Raw genomic sequence first — 26064 nt, 5'->3', positions numbered from 1 at the left:
TTTAAGCCAGTCGGATCTTGGTCGAGGGCCTTGGTCCGGCTGGCTTACTGCTTTGGTGCGCGGTTGCGGCTGCTGCGGGGACGCTTGGCGGGCGGCGAGGACTGGTCGCCGTCGCTGGGCCTTCGGAGGTGTTCGGGCTGTTGGGCGCAGTTGCCGCGGTCGGCCTGGTATTTGATCACTTCGTCGATGAGGGCGTTGTTGGCGTGGCGCAGCAGGTCGTGCAGGGCTGCGTTCTTGTCGTCTGCGGTGCGGGCGTGGTGGTAGCGGATCGTGATGGCTTGCTGGTCGGCGAGGTAGGCGGCGACTCGGCGTCGGAGGTCGGGGTCGTCGATGGGTTCGCGAGGACGCCGCCGCTTAGCAGGTCGAAGGCGTCGGGGTGGACGAAGGTGCCTTTGTCGGCGACGCTGTAGGTGATGCGCCGGCGTTGGAGTTCGCGTAGTGCGCGTTGGCGGCCGGGCAGGCCGCAAACCCCGCATCCTGTCTCAGGGCGGGTTTGAAACTTGCTCCTAGCCCCGCTCAGCGTCCTCCGGGCAATCGAGAGGATGAAGGGCTCGCAGCCTAGAAGCGTGAAGAGGAGTTCGACCATTCCGGACGATTCAAGCGTGTTGGAAGTCCTTCCGGGGTTCGGCCTTGATCGTGCCCGGTTCGGGGAGAGTCGTTCCAGTCATCGTGAGCGGCTCGGAAGATACAAGGCCTTTGAGCGAGTGCCGGGCGCAGGGCTGGCGGACATCTATGCAGATGGAATGATCATGCTGTCCTACGACGAGCTGGACCGCCTGGTCTTCATAGAGGTCGGAGGCCAAAGCGTCGTGTCACTTGGTGGAACTCAATTAACGGGAAGGCCTCTCGCGGCTGTGCTGGAGGAGCTGACTCAGCGCGGTTTCCCGGTTGAGTTCGACGGCGACTCATCGTACGCAATCTCGTCAACCGGAGTTGAGCTCTTCGCGAGCTCTACGGATGACGCTGATGAACCGGCTGGGGGAGTTTCGATAGCGCCAACCGGGGACAGTGAAGTGCGGAGTCGCGCGCCCCGTTGCGGTCAGATGCTGAGCAGGGCGCAGAGGCGGTGCCCCACGCCTATCCACCACAGCAATTTGATCGATGACCGTCATGAAGGGTCAGGAGAATCCACTGACCACCCCGGCCATCGCCGGAGCGTAGGTCAGGAACCCGTGCCCGCCGTCAACGGATCCAGGGGCTAGGCACGACGGTCAGCGATCCGGCCCGTCGCCGGACTCGGCGAGCCGCTTGAGGTTCAGCAACTGCCGGCGGGCCATCACCAGGTCGCCGAGGCATCCGCCGAGGGCGATCACCGGGTTCGTCCGCATCACCACCTTGAGCAGCAGGCGGGTGGTGTTCCCGGCGTCGGGCACCAGGACGTACGACAGAACCGCGCCCATGATCTCGCCGGTGAGGTGGTGCCCCGGGTCGACCGCGAGGATCCTGCCCCGCCGCCGCCCGCCGGCAGTGGTGAACGCCTCGCCCACCACCGGCTCGGGAAGGTTCACCAACCGTTGCGGTGAACGGCGGCCGAGGTTGTCGATCCAGTCGTACGAGTACGGCGCGAGCCGGATCTGGGCGACCCACCGCCACACGGCGGAAGGTGGCGCGTCCACGCTCACCCCGCGCCACGCCCGCAGGTTGGGCACGGGAACGAAGTCGTCGCACGGGTACCGGCGACGTGTCTCGTCGTCGGAGACACCCCACCGGTCACCGAGCATCGGCCCGGCCCAGCACCAGCGTGGTCCGCAGGTCGAGCACGACGGTGCCGCCGAAGTCGTCCACCAGCCGGTCGAGGGCGGCGATCCCGCGTCGCTGCCGCTCCGGTGTGCGGGACAGGTACGGCCCGAACGTGCGCATCAGCGCCAGGTACCGCTCCTTGTCCAGCGGCAGCTCCCGCCGGAACACCTCGCGGCGTACGTCGTCGAACTGCCCGCTGTCGAGGACGTCCCGGTGGAACCAGTCGACGGGCCGCTCCCGGACGGTCGGGTCGACGGATCGCAGTGCGGCCCGGACGGCGGCCTGCTGGTCGGCGTCGGCGTAGTCGTAGCGGTGCCCGAAGACGGCGAGCGTGCCGCCGGGTGCCAGGGCGCGCCGGGCCAGGGTGTTGCGGGTGGCGGCGTCCAGCCAGTGCCAGGCCATCGCGCAGGCGAGCACGTCCACCCTGCCGGTGGGCGGCGACCATCGCTCGAACGTCGTCGCCTCGACGCGGGCGTCCGGGAATCGCTCGGCCAGCCGGGCCGCCATCAGTGCGTCGGGCTCCACGCAGGTCAGGGGCGCACCGAGGCGGGCCAGCACCTCGGTGCCCTTCCCGGTGCCCGCGCCGACCTCGGCCACCGACGCCGGTGCCCCGCCGTGGTAGGCGCGTATCGACTCGGCGATCTCCGGCGGATATCCCGGCCGCGCGCGCTCGTACAGGTCGGCCACCGTGCCGAAGAGCTCCATCACCAGCACGATACGGCTCCGACCGGTTCCCGACCGGCCGCGAGGAAGCCGGCGTCCGCCTCTCCAGCCCACTCCACGGGTACGCCGCACCTCCCGCCACGTGATCGACAGTGCCGGCGGACCCGGGCCGGCGGTGTTGCCGGCGTTCGGGGCGTACACCCTGGTGGTGGGCCCCTCTGGGGCCGCGACCGGGCGGGTCGGGCCCGGCATTGCGGTGAGGCCGGCCCTGCGTTTTCTGGGTGGTGTTCCGGCGTGCTAACGTCGCGTCCCGTTGTCAGTGAGCGCCGCTAGCTCAACTGGCAGAGCAGCGGACTCTTAATCCGCGGGTTCGGGGTTCGAGTCCCTGGCGGCGCACCAACGAGCAAGGCCCTGGCCTGGTGGTTCACACCGGGTCGGGGCCTTTTTCGCGTACGCCGAGAGTGGGTGGTGGCTCGGTGGGTGCTCGGGAGCCGTTGGACCGGGCCGGTGTTGCCCGGACTGAACGCGGGTCTCGTGTACGTCCGGCGCGCACCGCTGGTTCTTTTCCGGGCTTGATGGGGCCGGGCGTGTCCGGGGCGCGTCAGGCCAGAGCTTCCGGGGCGCGCCGCCGCCACCACGCGCTGAAGAGGGTGACCACGTGCGTCTTGATCTCGTCCGTGATGATCTCGTGCCCGTCGCCCATGAGCGGCCGGACGGCGTGCTTGTAGACCTCTGGATGGTGTTCGACCGAGGGGCAGGTGAAGATGGCCAGCATCCTCAAGACGCGCAGGGTGTCTGTTCCGAGGAGGGGAAAGTGAGCTTCCAGCAGCCTCGCCAGGGCTGACCACACCTTGTCCACGACAAGGCGGATGACGGCGTCGGTCACCAGCCGGGGCAGCCCCGAATCGAACCGCCGCGACAACGCGTCGGTGATGAACTGCTTGGCGGTATCCGTCAGCAGTTCGACGGTCTTGTTGATCTTTTCGATCAACTGGATCAGGGCCACCAGCAGGCCGCACCATGTGTGATCAGCCAGGCGCTTCTTGACCTCCCTGGCGTCAGCCTCATTCCGGACGAGGCTGTCTATGCCGGCTGAGATCTCGTCCCACGGGTTCTCCATGACCTGGTGGGCAAGGGTGTCCATCCGGCCAAGGTCTGATGACATCCATGTTGGCTCAACATCGCGTGGCAGTCGGCCGTTGATTCTGGTTCGGCCGTCGGCGGCCCACAGGTAGTCGGTGATGTCCAGGCGTGCGAGGTCAAAGTAGATTTCCCGGTTGTGGGCGTTGAACTTCTGGCGTCCGGATCGTCTGTCTTCCTCCACCTTCTCCTTGAGTTCACGCCGCCGGTCGTCACGCTTCTCTGGCCGGTCGGCGGCCAGAGATGTCCATCCTTGCCAGCCATGTTGGGAGCCCCCGCAGCCGGAGCATGTGCAGCCCGGCCTCTGGGCGTTTGCGCAGTTGGCTCTGTGGGTGTTGGTCATCATCCGCAAGTCGCCGCCCGGTCGTTTGCGCTCAATGTGACTAGCCAGTGACTCTATGTCAGGCAACGATGGATGCCAATGGATGTGTGACTGGGCCGGGGCAGCTCGACTCGAGGCCTCCACCCCTTGCGGGCGTTCTGCCTGGTGGGAGCCTATAGATCTGCTCCATCTGCTGGGCTGCGACGGATTATTGATAGACGGCTCTTCCCTCATCTGCATCACTCGCTTCCGTCCCAGACCGGCGACAAGGCTCGGGCTGGACAGGTCATGGCGCTCCGGAGCCTGCGCTGATCCCAGGAGGGGACACGCTGAGGGCTCATCGTGGGTCTTCCGGATGCCACCCCGAGCGTCGACTCTGGTTGGGCTGTCGACTCGACCGTCATTGACTTGATGTGTTGGCGCGGATGCGTTGTGCTGTCGGGTGGTCGTCGTCCGATCGGAGGTGGTCGTGGCCGCGCAGGTGGATCCCGAGTGGTGGAGTTCGGGGCTGTGGAACGGCCGACCGATCAGCGAGTTTCTTCAGCGGCGCGACATCACTGCGGTCTTCCGCTTCCTTCACTCCCGAGGCGTGTCCTACGGCAGGATCGCCGCTCTCGTAGGCCTCTCGCCTCACCGCGCTACGGAGATCGCCAAAGGCGTCCGGCAGGTCACGGCGTACGAGGTGCTGGAACGGATCGCCGTGGGTCTTCACATTCCGCGTCCGGCCATGGGGCTTGGCCGCGCCGAGGACAGCACTATGCCGCGTGACGTCAGCATCGAGACCGTGGCCGGTGAAGCGGATCGGTCGCCTGCCCGTATGGGGAGCAACGAGGCCGGAGGTCTGGTCAGACTCCGTCTGGGACTGGACGAGGCTCTGGCGGCGTCGAGTGTCGCCCCTCGGCAGCTTGAGCTGATCGAGCAAAGCGCTGGCGAGCACCTGCGGGTCTATCCCTCGGCTTCGCCACAGACGATGCTGGCGCTGCTGGCCGCCGACTGCCGAGAGGTGCAGATGCTGTCGCTTCGGCGCCAGCCGGCGGCGGTCCAGGCCCGGCTGTCCGGGGTGGCGGCGCTGCTGGCGACGATGTGCGCTGACGCGTTGATGAGGCTTGGGGATGTCGCCGAGGCTCGACGGTGGTACGGCACAGCGATCCACGCGGCGGACGACAGCGGGGAGGCTCGGTTCAGGGTGCTCGTGCGCGCCCAGGCGGCGATGCTGCCGTACTACTTCGGGGATCCCGCCCAGACCGTCGCTCTGGCTGATGCGGCTCTGGCGGCCACGTCGGTCGCGTCGTCGTCGGGTGCCCTGGCGGCTGCGGGCCGGGCTCGTGCCCTGGCCAGAATCGGTGCCACCGAGCAGGCGCGATCGGCCGTCGATCAGGCACGCCGGCTGTTCGATCAGGCCGGCGACGAGGACACCGACGTGGCGTTCAGGTTCCCGGCGAAGCGGCTGCTGTTCTACCTCTCCGGTGCGTACACCTGGCTCGGTGACACGGTGGAGGCGTACCGGGTCCAGGACGAGGCGTTGCGGCTCTACGGCACGGCTCCGGCCGTGCCGATCGATGCGGCGCTCATTGCCCTGGACCGGTCGATGTGCCTCGCGCGGGATCGGCGGGTGACCGAGGCACTGGTAACCGCGCGTGACGCCGTCGCGGACCTGCCCGAGACGCAGCGGACGGAGATCATCCTGACCCGGGCCAGCGACGTGACCACGGCGATTCCTGGAGAGAGCCAGCGGGGTGAGGTCGCCACCTTGACGGACTACATACGGGCCTGCCGCGAGCGCGCCCGTAGGCTGGGGGCCACAGCCGCACTCGGTCCCTAGGAGCCCCATGTTCGTCGAGGCGCGCACCCGACCGGTGCTCGCCGAGGTATGTCGTCTCCTCGGCTACGCCGACTCGAACGCGGCTCTGCTGCGGCACCACACCAACGCCGTCTACGCCGTCGGGGACGTCGTCATCAAGATCGCCCCTGGCGACCAGCACCTGGACCGGGTGCGCGCGATGGTGGCCGTGGTCGACTGGCTGGTGGACCGAGATTTCCCCACGGTCGGCCTTCACCCGAGCCTGTCCCAGCCGTTGGAGGTGGGCGGGCACGCCGTCACTGTCTGGCAGCGTCTGGACCCCGCACACGACCATCCCATCACCGTCTCCGAGCTCGGAAGCCTTCTCCGGGATCTGCATTCCCTGCCTCTTCCGCAGCTGCCATTGCCCGTGCTGCGGCCGATCCATGGCATCGAGCTATCCGTGACCCGTTCGGAGATCCTGAACGGCAAGGAACAGGATCTGCTGCTGGGCCGGCTCGAGGCGCTGGCCGCCGGCTGGGAGGCGATGCGGTTTCCCCGTGGCACGAGCCTGATCCAGTCAGATCCGCAGATTCGCAACGCGCTCCGGCGTTTCGACGGCACGCCCGTACTCGCCGACTGGGACGGCGCCGCCCTTGGGCCCCGCGAGTGGGACATCGCCACGGTCGCTGTCCACTGCCGCCGGTTCGATCCGCCCGGCTCCGATGCCTTCGCCGGCTTCACCGCCGCCTACGGCTGGGATGCCACCTGCTGGCCGGGGTTCGAGGAGCTGTGCCAGCTTCGCGAGCTGCAGATGATCGCTACCAACGCCCGAAAGTCCCGCCCCGGGACCGAGGCCGCCGACGAGGTGCACCACCGGATTGCAGGACTTGTCCACGGCGGGCCGGAACTCCGCCGCTGGCACATCCTCTGAAATGAATCTCGTAAGGACGGCGTAATACCGCCTGTCTTCCTCGCATCGGTCGGGGCCGACCACAGTGAGGCCCACCGTGGCCCACCACGCTGGGTCTGTCTCGGGCCCGTGCCGCCCGCGATCGTGGACGTCAGGAACACGTCGGCGGAACGGTCCAGGACGATCCGGATCCCATGGCGTCGGCGGGTCAGCGGCAATGTCACGCCAGGGAGCCCTAGATGGACGTGTCGATCGGCGACAGGTCGGAATGCGACCCGACGCACCGGCAAGTGCTTGCGCCGGACACTCCGTCGACCGTACGGATGAATCCCCGTTCGCGTACCGCCATGAGGGCTGCGCGGGTGGGTGATCGGCGGTCTGCTCCCAGCCGCCGTGATGCGGCGGCGGGCTCGCCATTCCCCCGGCGAGCCCGCCGCTCATCGTCCCTGGTGGGGGTGGCGGCATGACGGTCTACGTCTCGCGTAACGCCATGGCCAGCCAGTCCCGGCACCCCGAGCCCAGGATGACGGCCTCGCCGGGGCAGGTGTGGCCCGCTGATCCGCCGCTGCTCACCTTCGTGTGGCGTCGGCGGTTCGAGCAGCAGGCCCGCGAGGGCGGTCGCCGATGACCGGGCCGCAGCGCCGTCTCGCGGTCAACCGGCTCGCGCCAGCCGAGGTGGAGCATCTGCCGATGCGCCCGCTATGGCTGTGCCGCCGGTGCGGGCAGCCGTGGCCCTGCGGCGCAGCGAAGCTCGCGCTCCTGGCCGAGTACCGCGAAGTGCCGGTGAGCCTGTTCCTCTACCTGGCCGGCTGCCTGCACGACGCGATCGACGATTTGCACCGGCTGAACCCGAGCGTCACGGGAAGCGCCGGGGACATGTTCGACCGGTTCCTCGGCTGGCCGGCCCGGCACGCCTACCGCGTCAGTACCCCCACGGACTTCAGGATCGAGGAGGCCCCCTCGTGAACGGCATCGGCCTCATCAAGCCCACCGGCCAACCGGCGATCGCCGGCGGCTTCCACACCCTGGTCGTGCAGCCGACGAGCTTCTGTAACCTCGACTGCACCTACTGCTACCTGCCCGACCGACGATCCCTCCGCCTGATGAGCGGCGCGGTCGCGCATGCCTGCGCCGAGTCGATAGCCCAGCAGGACAGCAGTCATCCAGTGAGTGTCGTGTGGCACGGGGGTGAACCCACCGCCACACCCATCGGGCTGTTCCGGGAGCTGCTGACTCCGTTCGAGGAGTTGCGGCGCGCGGGGCTGGTGCGTCACGAGATCCAGACGAACGCGACGCTGATCAACCGCCAGTGGTGCGAGCTGTTCACCGCTTACGGTTTCGAGGTCGGGGTCAGCATCGACGGACCGGGCGCGTTGAACCGTAACCGCCTCGACCGGGCCGGCAACCCGACGGACGCCCGGACTCTGCGCGGCATGCAGATGCTGGCCGACACGGGGCTGAGGTACTCGGTGATCTGTGTGGTCACCCCGGAAACCATCGACCACGCGGACGCCCTCGTCGATTTCTTCACCGGCCTGCCCGGCTGCGAGTCGGTGGGCTTCAACCTCGAAGAGCAGGAGGGTGCCGACCGGGCACCGGTGTCGGAGGACGCCGCGTACCGGTTCTGGCAGCGCCTCATCGCACGTCGCGTCGGCGGCAGCCCACTGCGGATCCGCGACGTGGACCGGCTCGCCGACTACCTCGCCGCCACCCGAGTCGGACACATCGACCAGGCGCCGTACGAGCCGATCCCGACCGTCTCTTGGGACGGGCAGGTGGTGCTGCTGTCACCGGAGCTGCTCGGCATCACCGAGCCGCGATACGGCGACTTCATCGCCGGCAACGTCCTCCATCAACCGATCACCGCCATGCTCGCCCGCGCCGCCGACCTGGACTACGTCGCCGAGTTCGTCACTGCCCTCAACGACTGCGCCGACCACTGCACCTTCTACGACTTCTGCCGTGGCGCCCAGGCCGGCAACCGCTACTTCGAGCACGCCACGTTCACCGCCCGAGAAACGACCTACTGCCGAACCACCCGCCAGGCCCTCGTCCGCGCCGCCGCAGATCACCTCACCCCTCAAGGAGGAGCACCATGACCAACGCACTCGCGGTTCTCGTCAACGCCGCACCCGAGCAACTCGCCCGCCTCGGCGTCGACCCGCAGCGGTCGATAGCGGCGATCGACGCGGCGAGGTTCGACAACCGCCCGACCTGGGCGAACAAGGGTAAGTTCGACAGTCGACCCGGCTGGGACAACTGGAACAAGAAAAAGTAGCCCCAGCCACGGGGCGCGCGGGGTGGCGTGCCCACCCCGCGCCCACACAGGTTGAGGACACATGCGCACCACCACGATCGGCGACCTGAAGATCCTGCTGCCGGACCTCGAACCGGACGACCTCGACACCACCACGGACCTGGCCGACGGCCTCATCGAGGCCCTCGTCAACGGCGCGGCGTGGCGCGGCTCGCACCTTGAGGACGCCAGTATCCGCAGCAGCCTGATCACCGGCGTAGACCTGAGCGAGAGCACCTGGGAAGCCGGCAGCCTCTACGGCTGCGAGATCACCCGCACCGACTTCTCCGGCGCGACCCTGACCGGCATCACCATCGAACGCTGCGCGATCACCGGCTCCCGGTTCACCGGCACCAGACTCACCGACGTACGCCTCAAGGATGTTCTGTTCGACGGCTGCCGCTTCGACTACGCCACACTTCAGCGCGTCACCGCCGCCGCCTCGGTCGCGTTCACCGACTGCGCTCTCACCAACGGCGCGTGGTCTTCCTGCCGACTACCGCGGATCGCGCTGCGGTCATGTGATCTTGCCGGTCTGGAACTGGATTCCTGCCTCCTCGACGGGGCCGACCTGCGGGGCAGCCGGCTCCACGGCCTCAAGGCGCCGCTGGACAACCTGCGCGGTGTCACGCTCGGCGAGGGCCAACTTCCTGACCTCGCCCAGCTGACCATCGCCGCCTTCAACCTCGCCGTCCGCAAAGACTGATGACGAAAGCCAGGGTCCGGCTACTCCGTACCAGGGCCTTTTCGTCGTGCCCGCTCTCCAGCGGCGGCGTGGCAGACCCCGGACCCATCGACGGCCGGACGGAATAGATCATATTCTGATCCGTCGAAGGAGGCCGTCGTGTCCACCACCCGGAGCGTGCTCACCCCGGCCACCTCGGCCGGTCCGGCCGGCCTGCGCCCCCGCACCTGGACCGCGCTGATCCTGCTCGGGCTCGTCGGGCAGATGGCCTGGACCATCGAGAACATCTACCTGAATCTGTTCGTGTACGACACGATCACCGACGACCCCAACGTGATCGCCACGATGGTCGCCGCCAGCGCCGTGACCGCCACTGTCGCCACCCTGCTGCTCGGCGCCCTCTCCGACCGGACGGGGCGGCGCCGGTCGTTCATCGCCGGCGGCTACCTGCTGTGGGGCGTCTCCACCGCCGCCTTCGGCTTCCTCACAGTGGGTTTCGTGGAGGACATCGCGCCCGTGGCGAACGTCGTGCTCGTCACGGCGATCGCGGTCGTCACGCTGGACTGCCTGATGTCCTTCCTCGGCTCCGGGGCCAACGACGCGGCGTTCCAGGCTTGGGTCACCGACGTGACCGAGCCGGCGAACCGCGGCCGGGTCGAGTCGGTGCTCGCCATCATGCCGCTGGTCTCGATGCTGGTGATCTTCGGCGGGTTCGACGGGCTGGCCCGCGCCGGGAACTGGCAGCTGTTCTTCGTGATCATCGGCGCGATCATGGCGGTGGCCGGGGTGCTGGCCTGGTTCCTGGTCGAGGACAGCCCGTCAGTCGTGCGGCACGAGGGCGGGTACCTGCGCGCCGTCGTCCACGGTCTGCGCCCGGCCGCCGTCCGGGCCAACCCGGGGCTCTACCTCGCCCTGGCGGCCTGGTCGATCTGGGGGATCTCCACGCAGGTGTTCCTGCCGTATCTGATCATCTACCTCCAGCGGTACCTGCGGATCGAGGGGTACGCGATCGTCCTGGCCGTCGTCCTCGTCACGGCGTCGGCGGTGAGCGTGGTCGGCGGGCGGCTCATCGACCGCGTCGGCAAGGTGCGCTTCCTGCTGCCGGCGGTAGTGGTCTACGGCACCGGCCTGGCCCTGATGTTCTTCGCCCGCGGCATGGTTCCCGTGATCGCCGCCGGGATCGTGATGATGTCGGGCTTCATGCTGGTCCTCGCCCCGATCGGCGCCATCGTGCGCGACCACTCGCCACCGGACCGGGCCGGTCATGTGCAAGGGCTGCGGATGGTCTTCGCCATCCTCGTCCCGATGCTCATCGGCCCCTACCTCGGCGCCGCCGTGATCACCGGCGCCGGAGAGGTCTACGAGGATCTCGGCGTGGTGAAGCAGGTTCCGACGCCGGGCATCTTCCTCATGGCGCTCGCAGTGCTGGTCCTCATCGCGGTGCCGGCCGTGGCGCTGCGGCGGCGGGAGCGGGAGGCCCGGGCATGACGCTGCTGACCCCGTGGGGTGCCACGCTCGACGCGGAGCGTGTCCTGCCCGAGTATCCCCGCCCGCAGTTCGCCCGGGACAGCTGTCTGAACCTCAACGGCCGGTGGGAGTACGCGATCACCGGTTCCCCCGCCGAGCCGGAACGCTACGACGGGGAGATCATCGTTCCGTTCTCCCCGGAGTCCGCGCTCTCCGGCGTCGGGCGGCAGCTCCAGCCGGGCGAGACGCTCTGGTATCGCCGTCCGCTGACCCTGCCGGCGGGCTTCCACGCTGCCGGCTCTCGGCTGCTGCTGCACTTCGGCGCGGTCGACCAGACCTGCCAGGTCTACCTGAACGACGTCCCGGTCGGCGGCCACACCGGCGGGTATCTGCCGTTCACCTGCGACATCACCGACGCGCTCCGCGAGGACGGCAACGTCCTGGTCGTGGCGGTCCAGGACGACAGCGACACCGGCCACCACTCCCGGGGCAAGCAGCGGTTGCGCCGCGGCGGCATCTGGTACACCGCCCAGTCCGGGATCTGGCAGACGGTGTGGGCCGAGAGCGTGCCCGCCGTACACCTGCGGCACCTCACCCTGACGCCGCTCCTCGACGAGGGGTGCGTCGAGGTGACGGCGCACGCGACGGCGGATGCCGGCGACGCCGGCATCCGGATCCTGGCCGACGGGATCGCGGTGGCCGAGGCCACCGCGCCGGTCGGCGTGGCGGTGCGCATCCCGATCCCCGAGGTACGGCAGTGGAGCCCGGAGGATCCGTTCCTCTACGACGTGACCGCCGAGCTGGGCGCGGACCGGGTCCGCAGCTACTTCGGCATGCGCTCGTTCGGTGTCGGACCGGACCCCGACGGCGTGCCCCGCCTGCTGCTCAACGGCCGGCCGTACTTCCACGCCGGGATCCTCGACCAGGGCTACTGGTCGGACGGCATGTACACGGCGCCCTCCGACGAGGCGATGATCGCCGACATCGCCACCATGAAGCGGCTCGGGTTCACCATGCTGCGCAAGCACATCAAGATCGAGCCGCTGCGCTGGTATTACCACTGCGACCGGCTGGGGATGCTGGTCTGGCAGGACATGGTCAACGGCGGCAGCGGTTACCACCCGCTGGTCGTCACCGCGCCGGCGGTGACGCCGTTGCGGCTGCCCGACCGGGGCCGGTGGCGGCGCTGGTTCGGCCGAGCCGACGCGGGCGGACGGGACCGGTTCCGGGCCGAGCTGCGCGACACCGTCGAGCATCTGCGCAACGTGGTGAGCCTCGCCGTGTGGGTGCCCTTCAACGAGGGCTGGGGGCAGTTCGACGCGGCCCGGATCGCCCGCGACGTCGCCGAACTCGACAGCACCCGCACTGTCGACCACGCCAGCGGATGGCACGACCAGCGCGGGGGCGACCTGCGCAGCCTGCACGTCTACTTCCGCCGCTTCCGCGTGCCGCGGCGACGCGGCGACCGCCGGGTGCTGGTGCTGTCGGAGTACGGCGGCTACAACCTGCGCGTCGACGGGCACGCGTTCAACCGCAAGGATTTCGGCTACCGGCGGTGCCGCAGCGCCGAGGAACTGGCGGAGGCGTTCACGCGGTTGCACACCGAGCAGATCGTGCCCGCGATCCGGGCCGGTCTGAGCGCGACCGTCTACACCCAGCTGTCCGACGTGGAGGACGAACTCAACGGTCTGCTCACCTACGACCGGCGCGTGGTCAAGCTTCCCGAGGACGTGGTGCGGCAGGTCAACGCCCTGCTGCGTCACCAGCGGTTCTGAGCTTCCTCCGCCCAGCCGACCAGGCCGTCCAGAGCCACCCGTTCGCCGTCGTCCGCCTGGGCCCAGCCGGAGAAGTGCCCGAAGCACTGGTGGGTCTCGCTGGCCACGACGCCGAGGTTGGTGCGGGAGACCTTCTCGTGGAACGGGTGGAACTCCACAGCGACCCGATCACCGCTGATCCGCCACGGCCGCAGCCAGTCGTGGCGGTCGTAGCTCCACTGCAGTTCGGCGCCGAGCTTGTGCAGCCGGCCGCCGGTGAACAGCGCGTTCTCGGTCGAGCCGGTGCCGTCGGTCCACTTGCCGCCGAGCTGGATCGACGCGTCCGGTCCGCTGCCCGCCGCCCAGTTCCACGTGATCGCGTACGGCCACTTGCCCCGGCCGTGGTCGAGCACGGCGAACGAGTCGTCCTCGGCCACGGTGTGCGTCGTGCCGTTCACCCGCAGCGAGCCGCGCACCGGGCGGCCGACGTCCTTGACCGTGTACTGGAACCGTCGCGTGCTCCACGGGACCACGACGCCGAGCGACTCGTGGCCGGGCGGGAGCGGCACCACGAGGTCGATCTCGATGCCCGGTGCGGTGGCACGGATCGTACTGCCCTCGGCGGTCTGGCCGATGTCGATCGACAGGCCGTCCCCTCGTGCGCACACGGTGCCCGCGCCGCTGACCGGCGGCATGACGACGCCACGGGCGAACGGGACCACGACGTCCCTGCCGGTCTCGACCTTCGTGGCGCGGTCGAGCACGTAGACGCCGTGCACCCCGGCGTAGTCCAGCGACGACGCGACGAGGCCGACGATGTGGGTCGGCGTCACGATCCCCCAGTACTCCCAGCGCTTGGCTCTTCCCCAGCCGCGCAGGTTCGCTCGGTGCAGCGGCCGGCGGGTCCAGCCGATCGCGGCGGGGTTGAGCCGCCCGTCCGGCATGCACAGGTCGACCGGCTCGACGATCTCCTTCTCGTGCGTCATCGGGGGAGCGTAGCGACCGCCCGCGACGGTGGTCCGAGCCCGCCCTCAGTAGTCGATGTTGATGGCGGCGACCTGGCGGCTGCCGTTGAAGACGATCGCCGGGCCGGCGAAGCGGGAACTGGCGTACGTCAGCGCCGTCTTGTGCCCGGGGCTGTTGAACCAGGCCTCGATCATCTGCTCCGGCGAGGAGTTGCCCGACGAGGCGAACAGCACCTCGTGCCCGCAGTGCTTCAACCCGCTGCCGGCGTTCAGGTTCTGCCGTACGCAGGACTCCGCCTCGCGGTGCTGCGCCGCGCCGAGCTTGACCTCGGTCAGCCCGAGCGCGCGACGCCGCTCGTTGAGCAGCACCAGCAGCCGGCGTTCCGCTGCGGACAGGCCGGTGGACGTGGCGGCGGACCTGGAGGGCGACGACGACGGGGTCGGCTTGGGCGACTTGCTGGGCTTCGCCGACCTGCTGGGGGTGGGGCTCGGGCGGGCAGCGGTCGGGGACGGCTCCACCGCGGCCGGCGAGGGCGTGAGCGCCGGTGCGGCGGTCGCGGCCGAGGGCTGCGCGGCTGCCGCACTCGCCGGCTGCGTCTTCGGCTCGCTGTTGTAGTTGGCGAGGACGAGCGCGCCACCTCCGGCCACCGCGACGGCGGCGACGACGCCGACCAGGACCTTGGACAACGAGAGCCCCGACCGCGCTCCGGCGGTCACGGCGTGGAGGCCGGGCGAGGCGGCCTGCGAGCCGGCGACGGTGTGCATCGTGTGGGTGACGTCCGAGGCGAGTGCGGCCGGGGGCGGCGTGAGCGCCAGGCCGGCCAGCAGCCGCTCGGCGGGTACCAGGTCGTTCGTCGCGTCCGGGCAGTGCGGGCAGTCCCGGACGTGCCGGGCGAACCGCTTGCGCCACACCGGCGCCGGCTGACGGTCCCAGCCGGCGGCCGTGTCGGCCAGGGCGGCGCAACCGGGCCGGGCGGTGAGCGCCCGCACCACCAGCCGGGCGGTGTCCAGTTGCGCCTTCATCCGGGACACCCGGACGGTCACGTGGTGCGGCGCCAGGTTCAGGGCGTCGACCAGATCGGCGCGGGTGAGGTGGCCGGCCTCGACCAGCCACCAGAGCGACAGCAGGTGACGGTGGTCGTCGTCCAGCCAGCGTGTGGCCAGGACGACCTCCCGGCGCTGGTCGGAGAGGCGGAGCTGGGTCAGGGTCAGGTCCTCGAAGTCCGCGCGCGGGTCGATCACGTTGTCGATGTCCTCCGGCGGCGCCGGTGTGGTGTGCCGGCGCTGCGTGTGGGTGCGGATCTCGTTCATGGTGACGGCGACCAGCCACGACCGGAAAAGCTGCGGCTCGCGTACGCCCGGCAGGCCGCGGACGACGCTCAGCATCGTGTTCTGCACCACGTCGTCGACGTCCGCCGACCGGTTCAGCGCCCGGCCCACGATGTTGTAGACCAGCGGCAGACAGTGCGAGACCAGCTCGTCCATCGCCGCCCGGTCGCCGCGGCGAGCCGCGTCCACCACCGCCGACATGCCGGCCCTGCTCGGGTACGCGTGATAGGACACGCTCACAACCTCGCCTTCGCGGAACGATCTCGTACACCGTGGAGACTGTCCGATACGCGCTCAGGTCACACAAATGCGTGCGCTGTCGGAGGAGAGCGCTATCTTCTCCGCCATGCCGATGATCACAATCGCCGATGAAGTGACCGGGGCGCCGAGCGGGCCGGTGTGGACCATGAAGGTCTTCGAGGACGAGGTACGTCTCGACGAGCTGATCCGCCGCCGGGTGTTCCTGGAGATCGCCGAGTCCGGCGTGGACGCCGATCCGGAGGAGCGCACCCGGACGACGCTCGACGCCTTCGGCCGCAACGCCTTCGTGGTGCTCGTCGACGACCGTCAGGTCACCGCCCTGGACGAGAAGGTCCGCCTGCACGCGGGATCCCGCGTCACCTTCCTCAAGCTCGTCCCGCTGGTGGGTGGCTGAATGACGACGTACGACCCCGAGTCGGCCCTGCGCGATGTGGCCGCCACCGCCAAGAAGTGGTGGGGCCCGAGCGCCGAGAACCTCAACGAGACCGGCAAGCAGGAATTCGTCGACCGGGTGGTGGCGGTGTGCTGCTGGGCGCCGGCGGGGACGGCTCCGTCGCTGCTCGCTGCGCTCAAAGATCCGCACGGGCCCTACGATCTCGCTGCGCCGTTGGTCGAGCTGCTGCCGGAGGCCACCCGGAAGGTCGAGTCGGTCGCCGCCGCCGTGGCCGACCTGACCGGCGACGACGCGGATCACGACAGGCGGGTCGCTGCCGCCTCCACCCTGATCGACAGTCTGCCGGACCTGCCGTACCAGCACGAGAAGCCGTTGGACCGGGCCCGGGGCGAGGCGTGGCGCCGGACGACAGAACTCCTTGCCGCACAACCGGCGCCGGTGCGGCAGGTGGTGTTCGACGCGCTCACGGTGCCGGGGGAGAAGAGCGACGGCAGGGGCAAGCTGATCCGTGCCGCGCGCTCCGGCGGCGGGCTCGACGGCGCCGTCTGGCTCGATCGGCTCGGTGGTCAGGCCTGGCTGGGATTCGGTTACTGGAGCTCGCAGCTCCAGGGCTTCACCTGGGAGTCCATCAAGGCGACGGCGGCGGCCGGGCGTACGAATCCGGCGGCGCTGGCGGCCTGGCGCCGGACCCGGCTCGAACGTTCGCTGAGCGACATCAGCGACGAGGCCGACCGGATGTGGCCGATCCCCAACGTCGGTGAGCAGTGGGCCGACCGCGCCGTCGCGGACATCGAGGCGATGCCGGCGGATCGCCGGTCCTCGTGGGAGGCGCTGCTGGCCCACTGTTCGGTCGAGGTGGACAAGGCGAAGCCGACGGCCGGTTGGCGCAAGCAGGCCCGGTCGCTGCTCGACGCGGTGGGCGTCGACGATTTCACCGCCCGGCTCGACGACTGGCTTCCGCTCGTCGGGCAGGCGCGTAGCCTGCCGCTGCGCATGACCACATGCTGCCCCGGCCACATCAAGGACATGCCACCACGGATGATCGACCGCTACAACGTCGGGCTGCTGTGGGGACTGATCTGGATGCGGACGATGTGCCCGCCGTCCGAAGAGGCCCTGCGCAGCCTCGGCCAGATCGCGGAACGGGCCGCCCGCAAGATCTCCGGCCACGGCCCGGCGAGCCCGAAACTGGCGAACGTCGCGGTCGCGGCGCTCGTCGACACCGATCACCCCGCCGCGCTCGCCCAACTGGCCCGGCTGTCCTCGCGGCTGACCTACAAGAGCACCCTGCGCCTGGTGGAGAAGGGGCTGACCAGGCACGCCGAGGCGCGCGGCGTCAGCCGGGAGGACGTCGAGGAGATGGCCCTGCCCGGCTTCGGGCTGCCGCTCGCGGACAAGCTGGGCGACTGCTCGTACGAGCTGGAGGTGCGCGGTGTCGACGCCGTAGTGGTGTGGCGCAACGCGGACGGCAAGGTGGTCAAGACGCCTCCGGCCCAGGTGCGTAGGGATCACGGCGACGAGGTGAAGGAGCTGAAGGCGACTGTCGCCGACGTCGCCGCCACGCTCGTCGCCACCCGCGACCGGTTGGAAGGGCTCCTGCGGCGCGACCGTTCGTGGACCGTCGAGCAGTGGCGCGAGCGGTTCCTGGACCATCCGCTGGCCCGTACGATGGCCCGGCGTCTCATCTGGACCGTCGACGGCGTGGCCTGCTGCTGGGCCGGTGAGGCGCTGCGAACAGTGGACGACACAGTGGTCGAGCCGGCCGACGAGGCGACGGTCCGGCTGTGGCATCCGGTGCTCGACCCCGACGCGGTGGCGCCGTGGCGGGACTTCCTGACCCGGCACGCGATCACCCAGCCGTTCAAGCAGGCGCACCGGGAGCAGTACCTGCTCACCGACGCGGAGCGGGCCACGGGCATGTACTCCAACCGGTTCGCCGCGCACATCGTGCGTCAGCACCGGCTCAACGCGCTGTTGTCCCGGCGCGGCTGGTCGTACGTCCAGCACCGCAACGACGGTGCCTCGTACGACCTGCCCTGGCTGGCCCTCCCGGACTGGGGGCTGCGCGCCGAACTGGGTGTCGCCGGGATCGAGGACCGGGGCGACGACCTCGTGTTCGACACGATGGGGACCGACCAGCTGTTCTTCATCCGGGGGGAGCGCCTGCCGGTTCCGCTGGCGGAGGTGCCGCCGGTCGTGCTGAGCGAGGTGATGCGCGACGTCGACCTGTTCGTGGCCGCGGCCGGGGTGGGCGCCGACCCGAACTGGTACGACGGTGGGCCGCAGGGCCGGCATCGCGACTACTGGGCGCAGAGCAGCTTCGGCGAGCTGACCCCGACCGGCCGGACGCGCCGGGACGTGCTGGCGGAGCTGGTCCCCCGGCTGGCGATCGCCGGTCGCTGCACGCTCACCGACAGGTTCCTGGAAGTACGCGGCGACCTGCACACGTACCGCATCCACTGCGGCTCGGGCAACATCCTGATCGCACCGGACGAGCGGTACCTGTGCATCATCCCGGACTCGGCGAAGGCGAAGGAGCCGGAGATGTACCTGCCCTTCGAGGGTGACAGCCGGCTCGCCGAGATCATCAGCAAGGCGTTGCTGCTGGCCGCCGACAAGAAGATCAAGGATCCGGTGATCCTGCGCCAGCTGTGAGGCGGCCGGCGGGCGCCGGGCCCGGGGTCAGCCCGGCGCCCGCTTCGGCAGCAACAGCTCCTCGTGGTCGAGTTCGCGTTCCAGCACCCGCAGCTCCTCGTCCGGCAGCCGGCCGGAGTCGCGCCACCGCAGCAACTCCTCGCGCTGCGCTTCGAGGACGGTCCGGCGGACCCGCAGCGCCGTCTCGTACTCCGGTGAGGTGGGCAGCTCCGACGAGCCGCTCTGCTGGATCAGGTCGAGCCGTCCCCGGTAGCGGGCCAGCCGGGTCTGCAACTGGGTCCGCGTGGTGTCGACGGCGACCCTGCTGTCCGGCTCCTCGGCGACGACGGTGTCGAGGCGGGCGAGGGCGGCCTCCACAGCGGCCGAGCGGGCCTCGTTGCGTACCCGGGCCTGGTCGGCCTCGTTGGCGCGCAGGCCGAGCATCCGCACGAGCGGCGCGAACGTCAGGCCCTGCCCGACCAGCGTCACCAGGACGACCACGAAGGTGCAGAACAGCAGCAGGTCACGATCGGGGAAGGGGTCGCCGCTGCGGGTGGTCAGCGGCAGCGTGAAGATCGCGGCCAGGCTGATCACACCACGCGTACCGGACCAGCTCAGCGCCACCACCTCACGGGAGGTCAGCCCGCGGGCGTTGCGGTCGACGCCGCCGAGCCGCCGCGCGGCGTCCGGCTCGTCGGTGTCGTCCTGCTCGGCGACGCCACCGAGCCGGGTGTGCAGCGACCGGGGGAGCCACTGGGTCAGGATCAGCCAGGCCGGGCGCAGGAGCAGCACCACGCCGACCGACACGGCGACGGCGATGACGATGGTCGACGTGTCGTACTGGCGCAGGCCCCGCATGACGGCGGGGAGCTGCTGGCCGATCAGCAGGAAGACGAAGCCTTCGAGGAGGAAGTCGACGAGCCGCCACACGGCGTTGGTCTGGAGGCGGGCGGCGCCGGACCCGAACTCCGGCGTCTGGTGGCCGACGATCAGGCCGGCGACCACCACCGCCAGCACACCGGAGACGTGCAGCGCCTCGCCCAGCAGGTACGCCACGAACGGTGTCGCGAGCGAGATCGCGTTCGACAGCAGCGGGTCCGCGGTGAGCGGCCGGACCAGTCGTTTCGCCCGGGCGACGACCACGCCCACCGCGATCCCGCCGGCGGCGGCCAGCACGAACTGCCCGATCGCGGCGTGGAACGAGAACTCGCCGCCCACGGCGGCGGCCACGGCGACGCTGAGCATGGTCAGCGCGGTGGCGTCGTTCAGCAGTCCCTCGCCCTGGATGATCGTGACCATCTTCGGCGGCAGGTTGACCCGCCGGCCCACGGCCAGGGCGGCGACCGGGTCGGGCGGGGCGACGGCGGCGCCGACCGCGATGCCTGCGGCCAGCGTCGCGCCGGCGACGAACAGGTGGAACCCGACGCCCACGAGCAGTCCGGTGAGGAGCACCAGCACCACGGAGAGGCTGACCACGATCCGCAGGTTGCGGCGGATGTCCAGCAGGGACGAGTCCAGCGCGGCGCTGTAGAGCAGCGGCGGCAGCACGACCATGAGCACCAGCTCGGGGTCGAGGCCGATGTTGGGGCCGGGGAGCAGCGCGTACGCGATGCCGATGAGCGGCAGGAGTGCCGCCGCCGGCAGACCGGTACGGGACGCGACCCACCGCACGGCGATGATGACCGCGACGGCGGCGAGCACGAACAGCAGTGTCGAATGGGTGCTCACCCCGACCGACAGTACCGGGGCCGAGATCATCGCGCGCTGACGGTGCCGTCAACCGAGGGTTGACGGGTCGGAAACGTCAACCTATGGTTGACGCATGGAGGAGACCGAACCGCTCAAGATGACCCATCCGGTACGCCTCGACGACCTCATCGACGGCATCAAGAAGGCACACACCGATGCGCTCGACCAACTGGCCGACGCGGTCCTCGTCGCCGACCACCTGGGCGACGTCGCCGACCACCTGATCGGGCACTTCGTCGACCAGGCGCGCCGCTCCGGCGCCTCGTGGACGGAGATCGGCCGCAGCATGGGCGTGACCAAGCAGGCCGCCCAGAAGCGCTCCGCCGCCAAGGCGGAGACCGCCGCCGCGCTCGACCCGAACTCGGGGTTCGGCCGGTTCACCCCGCGCGCCCGCAACGTGGTGCTGGCCTCGCAGGAGGAGGCGCGGGCGGCGGGCAACGCCGAGATCACGCCGGGACACGTCGCGCTCGGGCTGCTCGCCGAGCCGGAAGGGCTCGCGGCCGCGGCGATCGCGGCTCGGGGCGTACCCCTGGAACGGCTGCGGGAGGTCGTCACCGCGACGCTGCCGGCGAAGGCCGGCCAGGTCCCGGACCTGATCCCCTACGACGCGCGGGCCAAGAAGGTCCTGGAGCTGACGTTCCGGGAGGCGCTGCGGATGGGGCACAACTACATCGGTACGGAGCACATCCTGCTCGCCCTGCTGGAGGAGGAGGGCGACGACGGGGTGCTGCGCGGGCTCGGCCTGGAGAAGTCCGAACTGGAGTCGGCGTTCGAGGCGACGCTCGCCGAGATCGCCCGGAAAGGGGCCTGACACCGCGCCGGGCACGCGTCACGGGGGCGCGTGCCCGGTGTGCGGGTGTTCAGCCGGCGACGGGGAAGCCGTACCGGGCGGCGTGCTCCGGGTCGGCCGGGTCGACCTGGCGGATGCCGGCGTCGGCGAGGCGCTTGTTCACCTCGTCGAGGTGCTCCCGGACCAGCCGGGCCTCCTCCTCGGTGACCCGGCCGCGGTGCGGGCGCCCGGCGTGCTCGATGGTGCCGTAGTCGATCTTCTCGGTGGCGCGGCGGGCCTTGGGCGGCTTGACCCGCTCGGCGGTACGCAGCAGCTGCGCCATCGGCACGTCGGTCGCCATCGCGTCGAACTCGCTGGCGGTCAGCACCACCCGGCGCGGCTCACCGTGACCGTGCCGGTCGTGGATCTCCACCACCGCGACGTCGAGCGCCGCGTCGTCGATGCTCTCCACGTCGACCGGGGTGGCGTCCAGCTGCACGGGCCCGGCGACCAGGTCCGGGTGCTCCAGGACGACGACCTTGACCACCTCGTCGTCGGGGCTGAGCACCTGACCGGTGAAGTCGGAGACGTGGATCGTCTTCTTGCCCATGCGCGGAGCTTCTCCTGTCGTAGGCCGGAAATCGGACCACAAGACGCTACCGCACAGGTGTGCGAAGGCCGGTACGCGCGCCCGGCCGGTGTGTCGCCGCCCGCGTTCCTAGAGGGGTGAGAGGCCACGCCAGGCGGCGGCACCGGCCGGTTGCGCGTTCAGTTCGGCCCAGGAGAGCCCTCGGTCGCGGGCCTCGCGGTACGCCGGCTGCGCCGGGAACCGTCGGGCGTCTGCGGCGGCCCGCCAGCCGCGCTCCGCGTCCTGCTGGAATCGGTCATTCGGTTCGTGAGGCATGACCACTACCGTCCCAGAGAAACTTGTCCATGTATGGAAATGAATATGACGCAGGGGCGATGCCTTCGGTTCCGCGAAGCGCCGGGTTTCCTGCGGCCGGTGGCGGGACCAGGAATCGGCGTCCGTCGCTGGCGTGCCGACCCTCTACCCACCTGCCGCGCGTCTCAACCGCGCCGCGATCGGCGAATTCCGCGGGCACGGGCGCGGCGTCCCGGCGTACCATGATCACGTGCTCGACCGGCGGGTCTTCCTTCATCTGGCGACCTGGTTGGGGCAGTGGCCGGCGGGCCCCGGGCTGCACGTGGTCCGGTCCTATCGCCGCGCCCGCCCGGCCTGGGACGGGCGGCTGCGCCCGGCCGTCGCGGTGACCGCGGGCGGCAGCACCGTCCTCTCGGTGGCCGCCGACCGGGTGGAGGCGGTCCGGACGCTGGTACGCGACCGGCCGCTCGGGGAGTGGCTGTCCGACCTGCCGGTCACTGTCGGCATGCCCGAGTTCGTCGCGCACGCCTCGGTCTTCCGCTGGTGCACCGACCCGGCGCCGCTGCCCGAGGTGGGGGAGTGGGTCCCGCCCACGCTGCCCGGGCTGCCGCCGTGGCTGCGGCTGTTCGACCGGGAGGTGCTCGTGGTGCGGGGCGCCGACGGCGCGTACCGGGCCGGCGTGGGGATCAAGCGGCACGACGCGTACGGGCACGAGCTGGCGGTGGGCACGGTGCCGACGGCGCGCGGGCGCGGCCTGGCCCGGCGGCTGGTCGCGCAGGCGGCCCGCCGGGTGCTGGACGAGGGGGCGATCCCCACCTACCTGCACGACCCGGGCAACGCCGCGTCGGCGCGGGTGGCCGAGGCGGCCGGGTTCCCGGAGCGCGGCTTCACCGCGTTCGGCGTCTTCCCCCGCTGACCCGCCCCGCTGGCCGAGTCCGGCGCGGACCGTGGATCCCGGGCCGGATCCACGGTCCGCAGCTCTCCCCCAGGCCCGACATCGGTAACGCTATGTGTCAGCTCCTGTCGGGAGCAAGGGGTGCGTTGCTGTCCGGTTACGGACTCTCACCTGCGCAATCGCTTGCCTTCGCGTCGGCGGGATCAGTGACGCAGCGTGTGGATCAGGGCGAGCGCCTGTCGGGTGACCGGCCGCAGCACGCGCAGCCGGGACAGACCCACCAGCCGGTCCACGAGCGGCACCACGCCGTCGATGAGCTGCCGGGTCTTGACCTGCCCCTCCGAGCGGTCGTGCACCCAGTAGAGCACCACACCCATGTAGCCGAGCCAGAGCAGCTCGGGCAGAGCCTCGCGCAGCTCGTCGTCGAGCTTGACTGTGGACCCGGTCAGCGCCTCGCGGAACAGCGCGATCGACATGTCCCGGGGCGCCGACGACTCGGCGGAGAACGGGCTGAGCGGTGAGGTCGGCTCGGCCGCCGTCTTGAAGAAGGCGCCCGCGAACGCGTGGTACGGGCTCAGCACGTCGATGCCCGCGTGCAGCACCCCGGCCAGTCGCGGGCCGAAGTCCCGCTCCCGGGCGAGCACCGGCGCGGCCGCCTCCCGGTGCTCGCGCTGGGTGCCCGCGTAGAACTCCTGGACCAGGTGTTCCTTGGAGCTGAAGTAGTAGTAGGCGTTGCCCACCGCCACGCCCGCCTCCTGGGCGACGGCGCGCATCGTCGTCCGCGCGTATCCGCGCTCGCGGAACAGCCGCATCGCGGTGTCGAGGATCAGCTGGCGGGTCTGCTCACCCCGGGCCGTCGACCCCTGCCCACCCGCAGCGGTCGTCGGCGCACTCTGCTCGGTCATCGTCGTCACCGTATCCCGGTTCCCGGATCCGTTCGCGGACCGCGGAGGCCGCCGCCACCACCCGCCGGGCCAGCGGCAGCAGGTGCGGGCGGGCCAGCCGCTCGGCCGTGCCGCGATGTTCGGCGAGCGCCCAGAGGCAGGCGAACCAGGCGCCGTCGCCGCGGTAGACCGCACCGGTGTCGGCCACCACGGTCAGGTCGCGCAGTGTGGCGTCGTGGTCGAGCCCGGGGAAGCGCCGCCGGGCCTCGGCGGATCCGGCCGGCACGAACTCCAGCGGTACGAGCTGGGCGCGCGAGGCGAGCCAGCGCCGGGCGGCCCGGCACATCGGGCAGTCCGCGTCGAACAGGACGGTGAACCCGCGGATCCCACCGGCCCCGTGCCCGGTGGGATCCTGCTGGTGCCCGCCCGCGGCGGACGTCACCGGGCCGGCGGGTTCGGGCCCGCCGCCGGTACGGGCCCGCCCTGCGGCGGGAGCATCCGGACCGGCGGCAGCGGCGGGTGGAGGGCCTGCTGGCGCAGGCGGCCGCGCCGGTAGCGGCCGAGCGCGAAGACGTTGAAGAAGTGCAGCGCGCCCAGCACCAGCAGGACGAATCCCACCTTCATGGAGAGCTGCTCCAGCGCCTGGCTGGTGTCGCCGACCGGGCCGGACTCCTTCATCGCCACCGTGACGTAGCCGAGGTTGAGCAGGTAGAAGCCGACCACCAGCAGGCTGTTGACCGCCTCGGCCAGCCGGCTGTCGGCGAACACGTCCTGCAGGAACACCAGCCCGTTGCGGGACAGTGCCCGCGCCACCCAGATGGTGAGGCCGATGCTCACCGTCAGGTAGGCCAGGTACATCCAGACCTTCACGTTCATCCCCGTCGCCTCTCTTGAACGTGTTCAAATCCTGGGCGCCCTGAGCGTACGACAGAATTTGAACACGTTCAAGAGAGTGGCCCGCCGCCCGTCCGGGCGGCGGGCCGGGTAGGTGAGTGGGTCAGGCGGTCAGGCCGAGCACCTCGGCGGCGGCCCGGCCGTTGGCGTGGCTGGCGCCGTGGGTCGCGACGAAGGCGCGCGCGCCCGCCGGCCGCCAGGCGCCCGGCCAGCCCATCTCGACCACGACGACGCGGTGCGTGACGGCCAGCGCCTCGACCAGCTCGCGCGCGCCGGGCAGCCGGTGCAGGTGCCGGCCGACCAGCACGACCGGCCGGTCCCCGGCGAGCCGCCGCAACTGCTCCGGGTCCGTCTCGCCCGCCACCGCGCGGGCCTGCTCGACTCCGGCGGTCAGGTGCGGGCCGAGCCCCCAGGGCACCCGCCCCTCGGCGATGGTGGAGGTGGCGTGCACCTGCACCACCAGGGGCGCGGTGTCGCCGGTGAGGTCGCCCTCGACGCGTACCGCCCGCAGCGCGGCGGCGTAGCCGAGGCCGTCGACGGCCGGCGGCGGGGCGTCGGCGGAGCCGGTGGCGGCGGCGAGCGCGGCGGTCCGGCCGGCGGCCTCCTCGACCCGGGCGCGCGCCAGCCGGCCGTCACCGATGGCCGCGACGATCTCGGCGGCGACCGACTCGACCAGCTCGGCGTCGACCCGGGCGCCGATGCAGAGCAGGTCCGCGCCGGCGGCCAGGGCCCGGACCGCGCCCGCGCCGACCCCGCCGGCGGCGAGCACCGCGCCCTTCATCTCCAGCGCGTCGGTGATGACCGCGCCGGCGAAGCCGTACTCGACGCGCAGCAGGTCGTGCAGGACCGCGCGGCTGAACGTGGCCGGACCGTCGCCGGTCAGCGCCGGCACCCGGATGTGCGCGGTCATCACCGCGCGGACGCCCGCGTCGACCACGGCGGCGAACGGCGGCAGGTCGCGGCCCCGCAGGACCGCTGGCGGCACGTCGACGGTGGGCAGCTCGTGGTGCGAGTCGGCGACCGTGGCGCCGTGCCCGGGGAAGTGCTTGGCGCACGCCGCCACGCCGGTCGACTGGAGGCCGGCGACGGCTGCGGCCGAGTGGACGGCGACCCGCTTCGGGTCCGCCCCGAACGAGCGGGTGCCGATCACCGGGTTCTCGTCCGCGGTGTTCACGTCGACAGTGGGGGCGAGGTCGACGGTGATGCCGAGCGCGGCCAGCTCCGCGCCGATCGCCGCGTACACCTGGCGGGTGAGGTCGGGGTCGTCCACCGCGCCGAGCGCGGCGTTTCCGGGGTACGGGCTGCCGGTCGCGTGCGCCAGCCGGGTGACGTCGCCGCCCTCCTCGTCGATCGCGACGATCACGTCGGGGCGGCCGGCGCGCAGCGCCGCGGTGGACGCGGCCACCTGGGCCGGGTCGTGGATGTTGGTGCCGAACAGGGTGTGCCCGGCGAGCCCGTCGGCGAGCAGGTCGACCGCCCAGTCCGGCGGGACCGGTCCCGGGTACGCGGCCAGCAGCGTGCCCAGCGCGAGCCGGCGCAGTCCTGGATCCAGACCCACGAGTATCCCCTTTCCCTGCCGGGTCGTCCGACCTCTGCGGATGGGGGTGGCCGATACGCTAACGGGCACCCCTCGGCAGGCGTTTTGTG

The 26064-nt window shown here is 70.9% G+C and carries 25 protein-coding genes, 1 tRNA gene and 1 pseudogene; 14 read left to right on the top strand and 13 right to left on the bottom strand.

What is annotated here, in order from left to right; translation table 11 throughout:
- Positions 1-44 precede the first annotated feature (44 nt).
- The 3 genes and pseudogenes from ACN27C_RS01450 to ACN27C_RS01440 form a co-directional block, all read right to left on the bottom strand.
- Positions 45-448 (bottom strand): annotated as a pseudogene (locus ACN27C_RS01450) (GntR family transcriptional regulator); the annotation flags it as partial.
- Between the two features lie 763 nt (positions 449-1211).
- A complete protein-coding gene (locus tag ACN27C_RS01445) occupies positions 1212-1721 on the bottom strand; it encodes an SRPBCC family protein (protein ID WP_422750246.1) in 510 nt (169 codons plus the stop codon).
- A complete protein-coding gene (locus tag ACN27C_RS01440) occupies positions 1711-2445 on the bottom strand; it encodes a class I SAM-dependent methyltransferase (protein ID WP_162959158.1) in 735 nt (244 codons plus the stop codon). Before ACN27C_RS01440 ends, ACN27C_RS01445 begins: the two co-directional genes overlap by 11 nt.
- 281 nt (positions 2446-2726) lie before the next feature.
- Here ACN27C_RS01440 and ACN27C_RS01435 point away from each other — a divergent pair.
- A tRNA-Lys gene (locus tag ACN27C_RS01435) sits at positions 2727-2802 on the top strand.
- 202 nt (positions 2803-3004) lie between these two features.
- Here the strand turns inward: ACN27C_RS01435 and ACN27C_RS01430 are convergent.
- On the bottom strand, positions 3005-3727 hold the full coding sequence (locus ACN27C_RS01430; protein WP_244933070.1) for a hypothetical protein: 723 nt from the start codon (positions 3725-3727) through the stop codon (positions 3005-3007).
- Positions 3728-4328: 601 nt separating this feature from the next.
- On the opposite strand from ACN27C_RS01430, the gene ACN27C_RS01425 reads away from it, so the two are divergent.
- The 9 genes from ACN27C_RS01425 to ACN27C_RS01385 all read left to right on the top strand — a co-directional run bounded on the left by ACN27C_RS01425 (position 4329) and on the right by ACN27C_RS01385 (position 12781).
- Positions 4329-5687 (top strand): hypothetical protein, encoded by a 1359-nt coding sequence (locus ACN27C_RS01425; protein WP_338044221.1) that lies wholly within the window; start codon positions 4329-4331, stop codon positions 5685-5687.
- 7 nt (positions 5688-5694) lie between these two features.
- Positions 5695-6579 (top strand): phosphotransferase, encoded by an 885-nt coding sequence (locus tag ACN27C_RS01420; RefSeq protein ID WP_120571362.1) that lies wholly within the window; start codon positions 5695-5697, stop codon positions 6577-6579.
- A gap of 442 nt (positions 6580-7021) precedes the next feature.
- Positions 7022-7186 carry a multiple cyclophane-containing RiPP AmcA gene (amcA, locus tag ACN27C_RS01415; RefSeq protein WP_162959157.1) on the top strand — a complete coding sequence of 55 codons (165 nt, stop codon included), beginning with the start codon at positions 7022-7024 and terminating at the stop codon, positions 7184-7186.
- Positions 7183-7524 carry a hypothetical protein gene (locus ACN27C_RS01410; RefSeq protein WP_120571361.1) on the top strand — a complete coding sequence of 114 codons (342 nt, stop codon included), beginning with the start codon at positions 7183-7185 and terminating at the stop codon, positions 7522-7524. The genes amcA (ACN27C_RS01415) and ACN27C_RS01410 overlap by 4 nt, the downstream gene beginning before the upstream one ends.
- The gene (amcB, locus tag ACN27C_RS01405) at positions 7521-8657 is read left to right on the top strand and encodes a cyclophane-forming radical SAM peptide maturase AmcB (RefSeq protein ID WP_120571360.1); all 1137 of its coding nucleotides are present in this window, start codon (positions 7521-7523) and stop codon (positions 8655-8657) included. Before ACN27C_RS01410 ends, amcB begins: the two co-directional genes overlap by 4 nt.
- Entirely contained in the window at positions 8654-8836 is a 183-nt protein-coding gene (gene amcA / locus ACN27C_RS01400) for a multiple cyclophane-containing RiPP AmcA (RefSeq protein ID WP_120571359.1), read from the top strand. The genes amcB and amcA (ACN27C_RS01400) overlap by 4 nt, the downstream gene beginning before the upstream one ends.
- A 61-nt stretch (positions 8837-8897) precedes the next feature.
- A complete protein-coding gene (locus tag ACN27C_RS01395) occupies positions 8898-9560 on the top strand; it encodes a pentapeptide repeat-containing protein (RefSeq protein ID WP_120571358.1) in 663 nt (220 codons plus the stop codon).
- A gap of 138 nt (positions 9561-9698) precedes the next feature.
- Positions 9699-11027 carry an MFS transporter gene (locus ACN27C_RS01390; RefSeq protein ID WP_422750245.1) on the top strand — a complete coding sequence of 443 codons (1329 nt, stop codon included), beginning with the start codon at positions 9699-9701 and terminating at the stop codon, positions 11025-11027.
- Positions 11024-12781, top strand: a complete 1758-nt coding sequence (locus tag ACN27C_RS01385) for a glycoside hydrolase family 2 protein (protein ID WP_422750244.1) — start codon at positions 11024-11026, stop codon at positions 12779-12781. The genes ACN27C_RS01390 and ACN27C_RS01385 overlap by 4 nt, the downstream gene beginning before the upstream one ends.
- On the opposite strand, the gene ACN27C_RS01380 is transcribed toward ACN27C_RS01385, so the two are convergent.
- Both ACN27C_RS01380 and ACN27C_RS01375 read right to left on the bottom strand, forming a co-directional pair.
- Positions 12766-13746, bottom strand: coding sequence for a DUF2804 domain-containing protein (locus tag ACN27C_RS01380; protein WP_422750243.1), 981 nt, complete (start codon positions 13744-13746; stop codon positions 12766-12768). The genes ACN27C_RS01385 and ACN27C_RS01380 overlap by 16 nt on opposite strands.
- A gap of 45 nt (positions 13747-13791) precedes the next feature.
- Positions 13792-15288 (bottom strand): sigma-70 family RNA polymerase sigma factor, encoded by a 1497-nt coding sequence (locus ACN27C_RS01375; RefSeq protein ID WP_422750242.1) that lies wholly within the window; start codon positions 15286-15288, stop codon positions 13792-13794.
- Positions 15289-15400: 112 nt separating this feature from the next.
- Between ACN27C_RS01375 and ACN27C_RS01370 the strand changes: the two genes are divergently transcribed.
- Both ACN27C_RS01370 and ACN27C_RS01365 read left to right on the top strand, forming a co-directional pair.
- Positions 15401-15709 carry a hypothetical protein gene (locus tag ACN27C_RS01370; protein WP_252449498.1) on the top strand — a complete coding sequence of 103 codons (309 nt, stop codon included), beginning with the start codon at positions 15401-15403 and terminating at the stop codon, positions 15707-15709.
- Complete coding sequence (locus tag ACN27C_RS01365; RefSeq protein WP_422750241.1) at positions 15710-18364, top strand: DUF4132 domain-containing protein; 2655 nt, start codon at positions 15710-15712, stop codon at positions 18362-18364.
- A gap of 27 nt (positions 18365-18391) precedes the next feature.
- Here ACN27C_RS01365 and ACN27C_RS01360 read toward each other — a convergent pair whose 3' ends face one another.
- Positions 18392-20101, bottom strand: coding sequence for a Na+/H+ antiporter (locus tag ACN27C_RS01360; RefSeq protein ID WP_120571352.1), 1710 nt, complete (start codon positions 20099-20101; stop codon positions 18392-18394).
- Between the two features lie 64 nt (positions 20102-20165).
- Here ACN27C_RS01360 and ACN27C_RS01355 point away from each other — a divergent pair, with 64 nt between their 5' ends.
- On the top strand, positions 20166-20903 hold the full coding sequence (locus ACN27C_RS01355; RefSeq protein ID WP_121684623.1) for a Clp protease N-terminal domain-containing protein: 738 nt from the start codon (positions 20166-20168) through the stop codon (positions 20901-20903).
- Positions 20904-20952: 49 nt separating this feature from the next.
- Here ACN27C_RS01355 and ACN27C_RS01350 read toward each other — a convergent pair whose 3' ends face one another.
- Together ACN27C_RS01350 and ACN27C_RS01345 are read right to left on the bottom strand one after the other, a co-directional pair.
- The gene (locus ACN27C_RS01350) at positions 20953-21471 is read right to left on the bottom strand and encodes a hypothetical protein (protein WP_252449494.1); all 519 of its coding nucleotides are present in this window, start codon (positions 21469-21471) and stop codon (positions 20953-20955) included.
- A gap of 108 nt (positions 21472-21579) precedes the next feature.
- Positions 21580-21765 (bottom strand): DNA repair protein, encoded by a 186-nt coding sequence (locus tag ACN27C_RS01345; protein WP_120573939.1) that lies wholly within the window; start codon positions 21763-21765, stop codon positions 21580-21582.
- A 229-nt stretch (positions 21766-21994) separates the two neighbouring features.
- Here ACN27C_RS01345 and ACN27C_RS01340 point away from each other — a divergent pair, with 229 nt between their 5' ends.
- Positions 21995-22660 (top strand): GNAT family N-acetyltransferase, encoded by a 666-nt coding sequence (locus ACN27C_RS01340; RefSeq protein WP_421499906.1) that lies wholly within the window; start codon positions 21995-21997, stop codon positions 22658-22660.
- Positions 22661-22842: 182 nt separating this feature from the next.
- Here ACN27C_RS01340 and ACN27C_RS01335 read toward each other — a convergent pair whose 3' ends face one another.
- The 4 genes from ACN27C_RS01335 to ACN27C_RS01320 form a co-directional block, all read right to left on the bottom strand.
- Positions 22843-23544 carry a TetR family transcriptional regulator gene (locus tag ACN27C_RS01335; protein WP_422750240.1) on the bottom strand — a complete coding sequence of 234 codons (702 nt, stop codon included), beginning with the start codon at positions 23542-23544 and terminating at the stop codon, positions 22843-22845.
- Positions 23483-23965, bottom strand: coding sequence for a thiol-disulfide oxidoreductase DCC family protein (locus ACN27C_RS01330; protein WP_091419207.1), 483 nt, complete (start codon positions 23963-23965; stop codon positions 23483-23485). Before ACN27C_RS01330 ends, ACN27C_RS01335 begins: the two co-directional genes overlap by 62 nt.
- Positions 23962-24399: a hypothetical protein gene (locus ACN27C_RS01325; protein WP_422750239.1), complete on the bottom strand. Its 438-nt coding sequence runs from the start codon at positions 24397-24399 to the stop codon at positions 23962-23964. Before ACN27C_RS01325 ends, ACN27C_RS01330 begins: the two co-directional genes overlap by 4 nt.
- Before the next feature lie 121 nt (positions 24400-24520).
- Positions 24521-25975, bottom strand: a complete 1455-nt coding sequence (locus ACN27C_RS01320) for a glycoside hydrolase family 3 protein (protein WP_422750238.1) — start codon at positions 25973-25975, stop codon at positions 24521-24523.
- Between the last annotated feature and the right edge of the window lie 89 nt (positions 25976-26064).

Source organism: Micromonospora sp. WMMD1219 (assembly GCF_049315215.1).
GTDB classification, from domain to species: Bacteria; Actinomycetota; Actinomycetes; order Mycobacteriales; family Micromonosporaceae; genus Micromonospora; species Micromonospora tulbaghiae.
This window is presented reverse-complemented; position numbering and strand designations above follow the sequence as displayed.

Excerpts from the sequence above, each read along its gene's own strand:
- ACN27C_RS01445 (WP_422750246.1), bottom strand. The coding sequence starts at position 1,721 with ATGCTCGGTGACCGGTGGGGTGTCTCCGACGACGAGACACGTCGCCGG.
- ACN27C_RS01440 (WP_162959158.1), bottom strand. The coding sequence starts at position 2,445 with ATGGAGCTCTTCGGCACGGTGGCCGACCTGTACGAGCGCGCGCGGCCG.
- ACN27C_RS01420 (WP_120571362.1), top strand. The coding sequence starts at position 5,695 with ATGTTCGTCGAGGCGCGCACCCGACCGGTGCTCGCCGAGGTATGTCGT.
- amcA (WP_162959157.1), top strand. The coding sequence starts at position 7,022 with ATGACGGTCTACGTCTCGCGTAACGCCATGGCCAGCCAGTCCCGGCAC.
- ACN27C_RS01410 (WP_120571361.1), top strand. The coding sequence starts at position 7,183 with ATGACCGGGCCGCAGCGCCGTCTCGCGGTCAACCGGCTCGCGCCAGCC.
- amcA (WP_120571359.1), top strand. The coding sequence starts at position 8,654 with ATGACCAACGCACTCGCGGTTCTCGTCAACGCCGCACCCGAGCAACTC.
- ACN27C_RS01395 (WP_120571358.1), top strand. The coding sequence starts at position 8,898 with ATGCGCACCACCACGATCGGCGACCTGAAGATCCTGCTGCCGGACCTC.
- ACN27C_RS01385 (WP_422750244.1), top strand. The coding sequence starts at position 11,024 with ATGACGCTGCTGACCCCGTGGGGTGCCACGCTCGACGCGGAGCGTGTC.
- ACN27C_RS01380 (WP_422750243.1), bottom strand. The coding sequence starts at position 13,746 with ATGACGCACGAGAAGGAGATCGTCGAGCCGGTCGACCTGTGCATGCCG.
- ACN27C_RS01370 (WP_252449498.1), top strand. The coding sequence starts at position 15,401 with ATGCCGATGATCACAATCGCCGATGAAGTGACCGGGGCGCCGAGCGGG.
- ACN27C_RS01365 (WP_422750241.1), top strand. The coding sequence starts at position 15,710 with ATGACGACGTACGACCCCGAGTCGGCCCTGCGCGATGTGGCCGCCACC.
- ACN27C_RS01360 (WP_120571352.1), bottom strand. The coding sequence starts at position 20,101 with ATGATCTCGGCCCCGGTACTGTCGGTCGGGGTGAGCACCCATTCGACA.
- ACN27C_RS01355 (WP_121684623.1), top strand. The coding sequence starts at position 20,166 with ATGGAGGAGACCGAACCGCTCAAGATGACCCATCCGGTACGCCTCGAC.
- ACN27C_RS01350 (WP_252449494.1), bottom strand. The coding sequence starts at position 21,471 with ATGGGCAAGAAGACGATCCACGTCTCCGACTTCACCGGTCAGGTGCTC.
- ACN27C_RS01345 (WP_120573939.1), bottom strand. The coding sequence starts at position 21,765 with ATGCCTCACGAACCGAATGACCGATTCCAGCAGGACGCGGAGCGCGGC.
- ACN27C_RS01335 (WP_422750240.1), bottom strand. The coding sequence starts at position 23,544 with ATGACCGAGCAGAGTGCGCCGACGACCGCTGCGGGTGGGCAGGGGTCG.
- ACN27C_RS01325 (WP_422750239.1), bottom strand. The coding sequence starts at position 24,399 with ATGAACGTGAAGGTCTGGATGTACCTGGCCTACCTGACGGTGAGCATC.